Below are 12,839 nucleotides of genomic sequence, written 5' to 3'. Positions count from 1 at the left end.
TATGAAGAGGATTTTAATAATTAGTGCTATTTTATTTGGGGGAATCGTGATTGCTCAGCAGAAGAAAAATGCTTTTAATAATTGGAAAAGTAGAGATGGAGAAATCGCACAAAAGGTTTTTACAAAATATCAGGAAAAAGAAAATAAGAAAATAGAAGATGAAAAAGCAGATTTGATAAAAACTCAAAGAAAGTTGAAAATTGAGATAGTAAATGCGGGGGACTTTGAGAAATACAATCAAAACATGTGGCTTCGTATTGTAAAAGTGAATAATGGAAATTTAGAACAGATTGTTAGTAAAAGTATTACGGAAATTTCAGTTGTTACAAATACAATGGGAAAGAATAATTGGAAAGATGAAGCGGGAGGCTTTAATTATAAATCTTTCAATGAGTTAATGAAGATTTCCCAAGAGTTTACAAATTATAGAAATGAAGCAGGATTATCAGAAAATTCATTAAAGCCCATTGAATTTATTGAAACCAGCGAGCCTGTTTTATATTTCTCTTTAAAAATCTATACCCATAAAGGCGGTTCAGAACAAACAACTTCTTCAACATTGTCCAAAACAATAAATATTTATGCCGATAACCAACTTATAAAAACTTTAAAATACTCCTTAGATGACTTGATAAAAGCAGAAGGAGTGTCAATACGGGACTTTAAATTGGGTTCTATTGAAAGTAGATAATCAATTTTTTCTAATATGAATATAAAATATCACGCTCAATTTCTTCTTGATAGGGAAAAAGACAACCCTACTGCAAAACTGCGATATCGCATTAAGTGGGATGGCAACATTGTGGCTTTCAATTTGGGATATAGGGTAGAAGTACAAAAATGGAGCACAGAAACACAACGCTGTAAAGCAAATACAACTCATGGAAACAAAAAAGTCTCGGCAAGTGTTATAAATAGAAAGATACAGTTATTTGAATCCGCTTGTGAGAAAACTTTTCAGAAATATGAAATTGATGATTTGATACCTAACCAAGACCAGTTTAGGGAATGGTTTAATGTTGAGATTGGAAGAACGCCTAAGGAAGAACTGAAATCTGAAAAGAATTTTTTTGTGATATATGATATGTTTGTTAATGAAGAATCAATTAACAGTCAATGGAATTTCAGGACTCTTCAAAAAATGAAAACGCAGAAAAAAGTATTGGAAGAATTTGACCATGATATTTCGTTTGAGAAATTTAATGAGCAATATCTTTCAAATTATCAGCGATATTTAGAAGGGAAGAATCACAAGAATTCAACAATTTCAAAAGAGCTTGCTGCATTGAAGTGGTTTTTGAAATGGGCTATGAAGAAAGGTTATACAAAAAGTGGAGAGTTTGAAAAGTTTAAACCAAAAATTAAAAATGTTCAAAAGAAAATCATTTTTTTGAACAAGTCTGAGTTAAAGAGATTTACTGAATATGAAATACCTACGGATAAAAGCTATCTTGAAAAAATAAGAGATGTTTTTTTATTTCAATGCTTTACGGGATTGAGATATTCGGATGTGTTTAATTTGAAAAGATCTGATGTAAAGGACGGTTACTTAGAGATAACAACACTCAAAACAGCAGATAATTTGATAATAGAATTGAATAGTTATAGCCGAAAACTTCTAAACAAATATATCGATGTAGAATTTGAGCATAATAAAGCTTTGCCTGTAATCAGTAATCAAAAAATGAACGATTATTTAAAAGAACTAGCTGAATTAGCTGAGATAGATGAACTAGTTACCCAAACTTATTTTAAAGGTAATGAAAGGATTGAAGAAGTTTTACCAAAATATTCACTTATGAGTACTCATGCAGGTAGGAGAACCTTTGTTTGCAATGCTTTGTCTTTGGGAATTCCACCTCAAGTGGTTATGAAATGGACAGGACATAGTGATTATAAGGCAATGAAGCCATATATTGATATTGCTGATGAAATAAAAGCAACAGCTATGGAGAAGTTTGATTCTTTTTAACGAAAATCTTTCTCGCCTAATAAGTGAATGAACAAAAATTCCTTGAAAGAAAAGTTTTTTTTAATAAGTTTAAAGTATCTTTGAAGATTGTGTACTAATTGTATGTAGTAATATGGCAACACTTGATATTCTTGAATTTCTTGATTTAGGTAGAGCAAAGTCTATTCAATCCGATAGTGAAAAACTATCGGATAGTGAAGCTGTTATCCTAAATGAAGTAAAAGAAAAAGATTTTGGTGTTGATTTAATTTATTTCAATACAGACGAAGAAACCAATAATAGTTTTCCTGCTGTTTTTCTGAAAAAAGTTGCAAATTTCAATGATGAAATATATTTAAAAGACATTGCTGAAACACAACGTAAAATTTGGAACTACAAAAAAGTATTGTTTCTGTATGTATATTCGGAAACGGAAATCCGTATCTACAATTGCTCTGAAAAACCACTTATAGTAACCAAAGATGATTTTGATTACAAAAATGAGTTACAAGAAATTGAAATTAATTCCTATCAATATTCCGACAAACAACAGTTGCAAGAACTCAATAAGCTATTTTCTAGAATTGCCATCGATACAGGAATTATCTGGACTTTAGAAGACGCGAAAATTGTTCGGGATAAAATAAATTTACAAAAAAGAGTTGATAAATATTTAGTAACCAGTTTGGTTAATACGGCTGAATATTTAAGGAGTCAAGGGTTAGAAATAGATTTCATTCATAGAATTATTCTACGGTCACTGTTCCTTTTATATCTTGAAGACAGAGGTGCTGCTGAAAAGGATTTTTATAGTCAAATCAAAAAAGATGCTGAATCATACTTTGATATTTTAGACGATGTAACAGCTACTTATGATTTATTCAAACGACTTGAAAATCATTTCAATGGTAATGTATTTACATTAGAACAAGGCGAAAATATTTCAAGAGAACAGCTTCAAATAATTAAAACTTGTTTCATTCGTGGGAACGAAAAAAACTATAACGCACAGTTCTTTGATGATTGGAGGCAATTTAGGCTTTTTAATTTCAAAATAATACAAATTGAGTTACTAAGTGAAATTTATGAAAATTTCTTAGCTGAAACCGATCCTACATTAAAAGAAAATTCTGGCACTTACTATACACCACCATCATTAGTTGAGTTTATTTTAAATGAAAAACTTCCAGTAAATAATGGAGAAACAGAATATAATGTGAAAACATTGGATCCAAGTTGCGGTTCTGGAATTTTCTTGGTTGAGAGCTTCAAACGATTGGTTAAACGTTATGAAAATGCTCATAGCATTGATAACCTTTCGGACTTTGACACTTTAGTTAAGCTATTAAAAGAAAATATTTTTGGAATTGAAATTCATCCACAAGCAATAAAAGTTGCTGCGTTTAGTTTGTATTTGGCTTTGGTTGATAAATTAGACCCTAAAAATCTATGGCAAAATAAAAATTATCGTTTACCTTATTTAGTAAACGACCCAAAGGAAAAGAATGAGCAGAAGAAAGGTCGAAACCTTTTTTGTCGGGATACTATTTCTGACTTGTCATCAATAGATGAATTGCAGAACTTTCGGCTTGTTGTAGGAAATCCTCCTTTTGGCGATAAGAACTTATTAGATACGATTAGAAATTATTGTAATAAAGAAAATTTTGCAAAAGAAAAGGTATTGCCATTTTTACATAAGGCAACTTTCTTTGCTCCTCATGGTGAAATTGCATTAATATTTAACACAAAGGTCTTAACCAATACAAGAGGAACTTACAAGAATTTCAGAGAATGGCTTTTTAATCAATGCTATGTAGAAAAAGTTTTTAACTTTTCAATCTTACGTAAAGCTAAAAAGAATTTCGGCGGACAATTGTTCGGAGATGCAACAGGTCCAATAAGTATTGTATTTTACAAAAATCATCAGCCTGATAATCGAAATGATACTATTGTTTACTATGCTCCAAAAACTTGGGTAAGGTCTAATGTTATTGAAGGATTGTCAATAGATTCGACTGATATTAAATATATTCCAAGAGAAGAATGCCAAAAGCCAGATACCAAAATCTGGAAAGTGGCAATGTGGGGAGGAATGAATGATTGGAATTTAATAAAAAAATTGAATAACTCAAAGTTTCAAACAGTCGAGAATTTTATTGTTGACAATAATATTAAATCTGGAGTTGGATTTCAATTGCTTACACAAAAAAAGGACACTCCTAAATATTCCGAAACACTTACATCGTTGGATTATTTGGATGCGGAGTGTGTAAATAAATATTTTACACCAAACGAAAAACTAAATTCTGTAAGAAATGCAATAAAAACATCTAAAGCTATTAATTTTTATAAAGAATTTTACAACGTAAATAACATTACAGAAATTGAACAATTAACTGCTTTTAGAAGATTGGGAGATATTGACGCATATATTAATCCTCACATTATTTTAAAGAAAGGTCTTGAAAACAATAGTGTTTGTGCTTCATTTATTGAAAATCAATGTTCGTTTAGAGATGGTGTTTATGGCTTTTACACAAATGAAAGTAAAATTGATGAGCTTTATAAGTTATTGAGTTTTTTCAATTCAAAATTTAGCACTTATTATTTGTTTATGACAATTTCATCGTATGGAATTGAACGCGAGCAAATAATGAAGAATGAATATTTGTCAATTCCTTTTTCGTTAAATGATGAACAAGGATTGAAGATTATAGAGGCTACAAAAGAACTTTTAATCAAAATGAAATCAAAATCTTTTTTAAATAATGATTTTGAAGAACAGGATTTGAAAAATTTCATTAATGAAAATATTGATTCTACAATTCTTAATGGTTTCAACTTTGAAGAATATGAAAAAGTATTAGTATCAGATGCAATATTGTATAACTTAGATTTATTTCATAATCAGGAAAAGTCAAAAGCAATTTTACCTGCGACCGAAAAACAACCTGAAGAATACGCTCAAATAATATCTTCAGAACTCAATGAATTTCTTGAAGGACAAAATGTATTTGCAAATGCAACTGTTTACAATCTAAAAGGTTTAAAATCATCGCCTTTGATGATGATAAAAATATCCCACGAGAAAACTAAAAAAGAAATTTCTATCTCTAATGAAAACATTGGTGATGAATTAATGAGACTTGACCAATATTTGTGGGAACAGAAAGCGAAAAACATATATTTCAGAAAAAAACTCAATTACAAAAGAGGGGATGACATTTATATCATTCGTCCTAATCAACGTAGATTTTGGTCTCAATCAATGGCTTTTGAAGATGCCTCCGAATTAATTCTTGAAATTTTAAACGGAGTACACGATGAAGCTTAGTGAGATTTACAGAAGGGCTTTTGAGGATGATTGTATAGAATTAGTTGTTAATGCATACAATTTAGCCATTGTAGAAAAGAAATATCAAACCGATTGGCTTGAAAATGATTTTTCAGAATTATTATGTTATTATGTCAATGAAAGTCAATTTTCTATAGATAAAGGCATTACTTGTAAAACTGAAAATAAGCTGTTTTCTAATGCAGAAAATCAGACAAAAGGTTTTGCAGATAAATTACCGAGAATTGATTTCGTTTACTTTAAAATATGGAAAGAGCAAAGGTTTCATTACTACATGGAAGCTAAAAGACTAAAAGAAAAAGACTCCAAACTGAAAAGATCTTATATCAAGGAAGGAATGCAAAGGTATCTTTCTGAAAAATATCCAATGGGTTGTATGTTAGGGTATTTACTTGAAGGTAATGCTGACGAAACTAAAAACGGGATTAACTCTCTTTTAATAAAAGATAAAAGAAACTCTGAAGTGCTAAACCTTGAATCTCACAATCTTATAAAATCCTATTATGAATCCAATCATTCCAAAATTGGAATTCTTAAGCATTTGATTTTTGACTTTACAAATAATCAAAATTAGTCCCTACTTAAAAAATCAGGGACTAAAACAGGGATTATCTAAACATATCTATTGGTTTTTGATTGGTTATAAAATTTCATAAACCGCTAATAATCTGTTTTTTAATTATTTACTGTGTTTTATTGTGATATAAAGATACTCCCGTCTTCGCTACAAAATTCCAACTAAATGTTGGAATTTTTTGTTTAAGATAGACCGTGGTGAAATTGTCTATTTTTTTTGATTATGTTGATTTCGGTTCATTTGTTTTAGGATTCCAAAAAAGTATCGTCATTAAAGTAAATTATTGCTATTTCAAGGATTGCTTTTTTTTGTCTTTATTGGTAACAAACGGGACTAATCATTACTGATATATGTTGCTATCTTTTATAAAACATAAAAAGATAATCAAAATCTGATGAATGAAAAACCAAAACTAACTTTGTAGATAATTTTCTACATATTTGAAAAAATAATTTTGAAATTAGAAATATTAGTGTTACTTTTACATCGCTGAAATAATGACCCCTGTTGTTATGGAGGCAATAAATTTTTTTTCATCATTTGTGTTTTTAGAATCGTATCGCAAGATGCGATTCTTTTTTTACACTATTGAGCTGAAGATTCGTATCGAAGGAGTAAATCCACGAAGTACGAATACGTGACACTTCCTTCCTGCTGATTGCTTTTCAGGAAAAGGTCGTTGGTGAATCCGAAAAACGCATCGAGGAAACCAGCATGTCGCCTGTTAAACATTCTTTCGGCAAATCGGTCCCGTTTCATTTCCTCAGAATATTGGTTGATGATTGATTTTACGAATTTTTCATCTTCGCTTGCTATGGCGTTCAGTAAAGATTTTAAGACAAAATATTCCGTGCTGTACCGCAACTCGTCGTTGGTTGAATTTTTCCCGATCAGGTAGCCGATAAAGTTTGCTTCCTGCTCACGCGCATACCCGAGCTGGTGCGCGCTTTCGTGCGCGAGTGTGAACGGAAGATAAGTCGACGGCAGTTCCGAATTGTAGTTCGCTTCCGCGGTAAACGGGTTGTAGTATCCCAAAATTCCCGTGTAGCTCATCACGCCTTTAAATAAACTGGGTTTGAAGGAATTGATTACGCCCGCTTTTTTATCATTAATAAATTGTGGAAGTACGGCTTGCTGCTTCAGAATTTCAGATTTTAGCGCCTTTTTTCGATACACTTTAAAAACGCCGTATCGGTCCTCGTCAACTAAATACCTGGTTTGTTTGCATTGTTCGAGGTACTTCAAAGCTAAAGCTTTCATTGCTTCAACATCAGGTTCTTTCTGCGGAAGTTTTTCGATCAGCGGCTTTTGAAAATAAAGCATTCCCCAAAATATCTGGTAGGTGAAATAGAGCACATTTAACAATACCAAAAACTTAATCAAACCTGAATTTCTGCTTTTTTTATTAATAATTTTAATGATGAGAAAAACCGTTACAATTCCCAGCAGAACATAGAACACATCGCCCACAGAAAACGGTAAAAATGAAAATAACTTTTGATGGAGACCTTTCTGAAACTCAAAGAAATTTTCAAATTTGTAAACCGCCGTCGGCACTTTTGACAGTACAAAAAACAAAAGAAATTGGGCAAGTAATAAACCCGCCCAAAAACTCTTTCTTCTGAATATTTTATTTGTTTTAATGGCCACCTTTTGAATCTAAATTGCCCAGTTCAATTCCCTGAGATTTCAAAATTCCAGGAACCCGAATCGCGTAGAAAGCAAGATACGCAAAACAAAGCACTCCCACAATATAGCTGAAGTGGATGTTGGTCGCATCGGCAAGCATTCCCTGGATCCACGAAATAATTCCACCACCCATAATCATCATAATCAGGAATCCTGACCCTTGATTCGTATGCTTACCAAGTCCGTTGATCGCCAAAGCAAAAATACACGGCCACAAAGTGGAGCAGAACAAACCTACACTCGTAAACGCATAAACTGAAGTCATACCTGTAGTCAGCATTCCGATGACGAGCGCCAAAATTCCCATCAGTGAAAAGATCAGGAGCATTCTCGCAGGATTTCCTTTACTCAGGATATCGCAAACAATCATCACCAAAATAATTACACCATAAATATAGAAATGCGAAAGGTCGTGTTTCGCAATCGCGTTTACCAAAAGGAAAACTCCGAACGCGAGATAAGGCGCCAAAAACCTAAGAATCTTCTTGATCCCCGCGTTGAAATCAAATGCTTCAACCGCTCCGGTCCATCTTCCGATCATTAAGGATGCCCAGTATAAAGAGATGTAAGGTGCAACATCTTTCGTCTCGAATCCTAAAGATTTTTCCATATACGCAGGAAGGTTTGCCGCGGTTGCAACTTCTACTCCCACATAAACGAAAATGGCGATCATTCCCATCACCAACTGTGGATATTTCAGTGCGGAATCTCGGTGTTCTGCTGGAACTGAATCGTCAGTATTTTCTTTAATGGTCGGCGTCACTTGCGGCAGCGACGAAAACTTCAAAAGTACCGCCACCAAAACAAAAGCCGCTCCCAAAACAAGATAGGGGATTTTTACGGACTCAATGCTTGCATCCGTATTCGAAGCGGTTGCGGAACCAAAAATCGCAAATGCCACGATCAACGGTCCAATCGTGGTTCCCAAATTATTGATTCCTCCTGCCATCGTCAAACGTTGAGATCCAGTTTCTACTGGTCCGACTTCGATTGCCAAAGGATTTGCTACAATCTGCTGCAGCGAAAATCCAAGTCCCACCGTAAACAGTCCCGAAATCATCAATGGAAACGAGCCCATATTTGCTGCGGGATAAAAAAGTAATGTTCCCGCTGCTGAAATCAAAAGTCCAGTAATCAAACCGTTTTTGTAACCGATTTTGTTGATCAAATCCTGCTTCAGTGCTTTTGAAATAAACATATAGATCAGCGAACCGACTGTATATGCGACATAGAAAGCCACTGCAACATACTGGCTCTGGCTCTGTGTGAGGTTGAATGCCTTCTTGAAAACGGGAATTAAAATATCGTTACTCGCTGCAACGAATCCCCAAAAGAAAAATACGGTAACCAACGGAACGAATTGCGCCCAATTGGTTTGCTTAGAATAGTTTGCGTACATTATTAATGATTTCTTAAAAACAAATATAACTATTTTCTGTTCCCCATTTGGTTTTCCAGAACATTTTTTATTTCGCCGTAGGCAATAGATTTCAGTTCAGCGGCAGATCTGTCGGGCTCCAAAATATCGTTGAAAAAAACCTTCACTTTTCCAGGGTGGCCTTTCGAATTATCAAATGGGAACATTTCCTTCAAGCCCACAAAAGTAAACACCGCAATCGGCGCATTGTGCTTTGAGGAGAGGATAAACGCGCCGTCTTTAAAACTGTCGAGCAAAATCGAGGTGTCATCGGGAACGCCGCCTTCGGGAAAAATCACGATGCTCTGTCCTTCCTGCATTCTTTCGGCGCATCTTCGGTACACATCGGCGCGGCTTTTCGCGGAACTTCTATCGACCATCACGCAGATTCTCTTATAGATCGTCCCAAAAATCGGAATTTTCACCAGTTCCTTTTTTCCCACATAACACAGCGGATGATGCGGCATCAGAATACACGGCAACATCACATCCATAATCGAGGTATGGTTTGAGATAAAGACATACTGCCGGTATTTTTCGATCTTTTTCTCAGTCAGATTTTTCAGGTCATACCGAAAACCCATCCCATAAAACATCCCGTAACACCACACTCGAATAAATCTATATGCGTACTTATAATGTTCTTTCCTGATCGAAAGAATCAGCACGGGGATTCCAAGTAGAATGGTGAGCACGGCTCCCAGAATTATCATCCATCCGCGCCAAATATAATTAAGAAGTTTAGTCATTTACAAAGTTTCTTTTTTCAGTAGCAAGCTATTTTTCGCTTCTCACAATTTCGGTCCCGCTGTCCGCTGTATCTTTTTTGGCAGTCGGTTCCTGCACGAAGTTGAAATGGCGAGAATGCCAAAAAAGGATGCCGCTTCCATCGGGGCTAAAAACAAAAGTAGTTTATTTTTCAGAACAACTCTCCCAAAGCTCACTTCCGTTTCCTGTCTTCCATCTTCGCATTTCGTAATTCGTAATTCGTCCTTCGTCCTTCGTCCTTCGTCCTTCGTCCTTCATCTCATCCATTAAAAATCACCCTCTTCTTCACCGAATAATTCAGTGCCGAAACCAATAGAATTGCTGAAATCTTGCTCAGCATTTCCTGGCTGAATACGAAGAATCCCGCATCGAAATGCTCTTTAAACACATATCTAAAAAATATCTGGAAGAAGGTCAAGCTCAAAATTGTGGAAAGGAACGAAACGAACATAAAGTACGCAAACTCCCTTTTCTTCGAGTGCTTCCCGCGTTCGAAAACAAACCAGATGCTCAGAAAATAGTTGGTGATAATTCCGCAGGTGGTGGAAAAAACATTACTCAGCGGAAAGTGGATCCCGTTAAAATTGGTCTCCTGAGAAAACAGCTGCGGAAGATAAACACTAAATATCTTGAAAGACCCGATCTCGACAACAGCACTCAATGCACCTGCAATGATGAAGAAGAAAACCTGTCGCTGCTTTAGTAATAGTGCTTTCATTAAAATATACTTCCGACGACAAATTTAGAACTTAATGTTAAACATTTTTAATATCTGTTAAAATATTTTTTTCATTCATTTTTATTTTTAATTTTAATCATTGAAACAAGAGCACTACCTGATAAATTTTTCATTTTCAATAAATTGCGAGCGTGATTTTTATCTTGAACAGTACATTTAATTGATGTTTTTTAATTAAGCAATCACAAAACTAAAAATGAAAAATACAAGACCATACAGAAAATTCAGGCCGCAACAGGCAAAAATTGAAGAACTCGAAAAAAGCAGTCCGCGGTTCAAAAGAATTTATTCTGAGTACGAATTGATGTCGGATGAATTGTGGAACCTCGAAAACAGCGATATTTCCAATATACCCGACGATTTTCTGAACGCCATCAAACAGCAGACGGAATACCTCGAAGACGAAATCGGCGACTGGCTTTTGCAGGATGCTGAAAAAGAGATCCGATAAAATTGACAATATTCCGATATTGTGCAAAGACTTGTTATGGTTTCAGAAAATAAATATTCTTGCTTAACAATCAATTTCTTACAAAAATTTTGTATATCCTTCTTAAGCGATAGCGCCTTTGTTTAGCTTAAAATATGCAGCTTGATAATAAATTATTTCGTTGCGAACTTTGCGAGAAAAAATATACTCGTAAAGCAAAACAAGGTAAGTTATTTTTTTTAGTCCATTGAAAAAAAAGTCTTTGTAGCAGACAAGAACACGAGTTTTTTGCAAAAAATATCCTGAAAATAATCCCGCTTCTCAACACTCCAACTCATAGAAATATGGGTTTTTCTTTTTATTGGAATATCTTTGCAAAAATTCTGGCACCGAATCTTATTTATGGTTATCAACCTCAAGCAAAATAAAAACTTTAAACTTTTCAAATTGGTTTCCGCAGTTGCACAGCAGAACAATCAGTCGGTGTACATCGTCGGTGGATTTGTGCGCGATTTGCTGATGAAAAGACAAATGCCGACCGACATCGATTTTGTAACTGAAAGTTCAGGGATTTACCTCGCAAAGAAAATCGCCCAAGAAATCAATCCAAAACTAAAAGTTTCGGTGTTCAAAACCTACGGTACCGCAATGTTTAAACATAACGGACTCGACCTGGAATTCGTCGGTGCACGAAAGGAAAGCTATTCCGAAGATTCCCGGAAACCTTCGGTAGAAACAGGAACTTTGGAAGACGATCAAAAACGAAGGGATTTCACCATCAATGCGTTGGCAATTTCGCTGAACAAGGAGAATTTCGGCGAATTGATTGATCCTTTCGATGGAATTTCGGACCTCCAAAACAAAATCATCAGAACGCCGCTTGAACCTTTGCAAACCTATTCCGACGATCCTCTAAGAATGATGAGAGCCATTCGTTTCGCCGCGACTTTAAATTTTCAGATTGAAGAAAATTCCCTTGAAGCCATAAAAAAAGAAGCCGAAAGAATCAAAATCGTTTCCATGGAAAGAATTATGGTAGAATTCAACAAAATCATGCTTTCCGAAAAACCGTCCGTCGGTTTAAAACTAATGGAACAAACAGGACTTTTACCTTTAATCATACCCGAACTCACCGCTTTAAAAGGAATCGAAGAAGTGGAAGGACAAACCCACAAAGACAATTTTTGGCACACTTTGGAAGTGGTTGACAATATTTCTAAAAATACCGACAACCTTTGGCTTCGTTGGGCGGCGTTGCTTCACGACATCGGAAAAGCACCGACAAAAAAGTTCGACAAAAAAAATGGCTGGACTTTTCACGGGCATGAATTTTTGGGTTCAAAAATGGTAAAGAATCTTTTCTACCGCTTGAAACTCCCTCTTGGGAGCGACATGAAATATGTTCAAAAATTGGTGAAACTTTCATCAAGACCCATCGCATTAATAGATGATGGAACTTCGGATTCTGCTTTGAGAAGATTGCTTTTTGATTCGGGTGAAGATTTGGAAGATTTGTTCACGCTTTGCAAAGCCGACATCACCACCAAAAATTCCTCGAAACAGGAAAAATTCAAAAAGAATTTCGAATACGTTGCCCAAAAAATCAAGGAAGTTGAGGAAAAAGACAGCATCCGCAATTTTCAGCCCCCGATTTCGGGAGAAGAAATCATGGAAATGTTTAACCTGCAACCAAGCCGCGAAATCGGAATCCTAAAAGAAAAAGTAAAAGAAGCAATTCTGGAAGGCGAAATTACCAACGATAAAGAAGAAGCGAGAAGTTTTGTGATTGAAGAAGCGAAACTTTTAGGCTTGAAAATAAACTAAACCTAACAAGTTTTAAAACTTGTTAGGTTTCCTTAAAATTGAAAACCCTTTCTAACATAGTGTTAGAAAGGGTTTTCTGTTAAACAATT

11 protein-coding genes are annotated in these 12,839 nt (G+C 34.8%); 6 read left to right on the top strand and 5 right to left on the bottom strand.

Features of this window, described 5'->3' with window-relative positions; all coding sequences use genetic code 11:
* Position 1: 1 nt before the first annotated feature.
* The 4 genes from MTP09_RS11175 to MTP09_RS11160 all read left to right on the top strand — a co-directional run bounded on the left by MTP09_RS11175 (position 2) and on the right by MTP09_RS11160 (position 5,880).
* Positions 2 to 691: a hypothetical protein gene (locus tag MTP09_RS11175; protein ID WP_185226549.1), complete on the top strand. Its 690-nt coding sequence runs from the start codon at positions 2 to 4 to the stop codon at positions 689 to 691.
* Positions 692 to 706: 15 nt separating this feature from the next.
* Positions 707 to 1,972, top strand: a complete 1,266-nt coding sequence (locus MTP09_RS11170) for a site-specific integrase (protein ID WP_185226548.1) — start codon at positions 707 to 709, stop codon at positions 1,970 to 1,972.
* 112 nt (positions 1,973 to 2,084) lie between these two features.
* A complete protein-coding gene (locus MTP09_RS11165) occupies positions 2,085 to 5,285 on the top strand; it encodes an HsdM family class I SAM-dependent methyltransferase (RefSeq protein ID WP_185226547.1) in 3,201 nt (1,066 codons plus the stop codon).
* Positions 5,275 to 5,880 (top strand): hypothetical protein, encoded by a 606-nt coding sequence (locus MTP09_RS11160; protein WP_185226546.1) that lies wholly within the window; start codon positions 5,275 to 5,277, stop codon positions 5,878 to 5,880. Before MTP09_RS11165 ends, MTP09_RS11160 begins: the two co-directional genes overlap by 11 nt.
* A 588-nt stretch (positions 5,881 to 6,468) precedes the next feature.
* Here MTP09_RS11160 and MTP09_RS11155 read toward each other — a convergent pair.
* From MTP09_RS11155 to MTP09_RS11140, 5 genes are all read right to left on the bottom strand, one after another.
* Positions 6,469 to 7,440: a DUF3810 domain-containing protein gene (locus MTP09_RS11155; protein WP_317618760.1), complete on the bottom strand. Its 972-nt coding sequence runs from the start codon at positions 7,438 to 7,440 to the stop codon at positions 6,469 to 6,471.
* An 82-nt stretch (positions 7,441 to 7,522) separates the two neighbouring features.
* A complete protein-coding gene (locus tag MTP09_RS11150; protein WP_243548485.1) occupies positions 7,523 to 8,971 on the bottom strand; it encodes an MFS transporter in 1,449 nt (482 codons plus the stop codon).
* Between the two features lie 29 nt (positions 8,972 to 9,000).
* Positions 9,001 to 9,738: a lysophospholipid acyltransferase family protein gene (locus MTP09_RS11145; RefSeq protein WP_243548484.1), complete on the bottom strand. Its 738-nt coding sequence runs from the start codon at positions 9,736 to 9,738 to the stop codon at positions 9,001 to 9,003.
* Between the two features lie 163 nt (positions 9,739 to 9,901).
* A complete protein-coding gene (locus MTP09_RS14415) occupies positions 9,902 to 10,024 on the bottom strand; it encodes a hypothetical protein (protein WP_263008866.1) in 123 nt (40 codons plus the stop codon).
* On the bottom strand, positions 10,017 to 10,475 hold the full coding sequence (locus MTP09_RS11140; protein WP_243548483.1) for a GtrA family protein: 459 nt from the start codon (positions 10,473 to 10,475) through the stop codon (positions 10,017 to 10,019). The genes MTP09_RS14415 and MTP09_RS11140 overlap by 8 nt, the downstream gene beginning before the upstream one ends.
* A gap of 217 nt (positions 10,476 to 10,692) precedes the next feature.
* Between MTP09_RS11140 and MTP09_RS11135 the strand changes: the two genes are divergently transcribed.
* The gene (locus tag MTP09_RS11135; RefSeq protein ID WP_243548482.1) at positions 10,693 to 10,947 is read left to right on the top strand and encodes a hypothetical protein; all 255 of its coding nucleotides are present in this window, start codon (positions 10,693 to 10,695) and stop codon (positions 10,945 to 10,947) included.
* 381 nt (positions 10,948 to 11,328) lie between these two features.
* A complete protein-coding gene (locus tag MTP09_RS11130; RefSeq protein ID WP_243548481.1) occupies positions 11,329 to 12,750 on the top strand; it encodes a CCA tRNA nucleotidyltransferase in 1,422 nt (473 codons plus the stop codon).
* Positions 12,751 to 12,839: the final 89 nt, after the last annotated feature.

It is taken from the genome of Chryseobacterium suipulveris (assembly GCF_022811685.1).
Taxonomy (GTDB): Bacteria; Bacteroidota; Bacteroidia; order Flavobacteriales; family Weeksellaceae; genus Kaistella; species Kaistella suipulveris.
The sequence above is the reverse complement of the archived record's forward strand: the minus strand, read 5'-3'. Positions and strand labels throughout refer to the sequence as shown.

Bases quoted from the DNA above. Each gene is read 5' to 3' on its own strand.
- MTP09_RS11175 (WP_185226549.1), top strand. From the start codon at position 2: ATGAAGAGGATTTTAATAATTAGTGCTATTTTATTTGGGGGAATCGTG.
- MTP09_RS11165 (WP_185226547.1), top strand. From the start codon at position 2,085: ATGGCAACACTTGATATTCTTGAATTTCTTGATTTAGGTAGAGCAAAG.
- MTP09_RS11150 (WP_243548485.1), bottom strand. From the start codon at position 8,971: ATGTACGCAAACTATTCTAAGCAAACCAATTGGGCGCAATTCGTTCCG.
- MTP09_RS11160 (WP_185226546.1), top strand. From the start codon at position 5,275: ATGAAGCTTAGTGAGATTTACAGAAGGGCTTTTGAGGATGATTGTATA.
- MTP09_RS11170 (WP_185226548.1), top strand. From the start codon at position 707: ATGAATATAAAATATCACGCTCAATTTCTTCTTGATAGGGAAAAAGAC.
- MTP09_RS11135 (WP_243548482.1), top strand. From the start codon at position 10,693: ATGAAAAATACAAGACCATACAGAAAATTCAGGCCGCAACAGGCAAAA.
- MTP09_RS11145 (WP_243548484.1), bottom strand. From the start codon at position 9,738: ATGACTAAACTTCTTAATTATATTTGGCGCGGATGGATGATAATTCTG.
- MTP09_RS11130 (WP_243548481.1), top strand. From the start codon at position 11,329: ATGGTTATCAACCTCAAGCAAAATAAAAACTTTAAACTTTTCAAATTG.
- MTP09_RS11140 (WP_243548483.1), bottom strand. From the start codon at position 10,475: ATGAAAGCACTATTACTAAAGCAGCGACAGGTTTTCTTCTTCATCATT.
- MTP09_RS14415 (WP_263008866.1), bottom strand. From the start codon at position 10,024: ATGGATGAGATGAAGGACGAAGGACGAAGGACGAAGGACGAAGGACGA.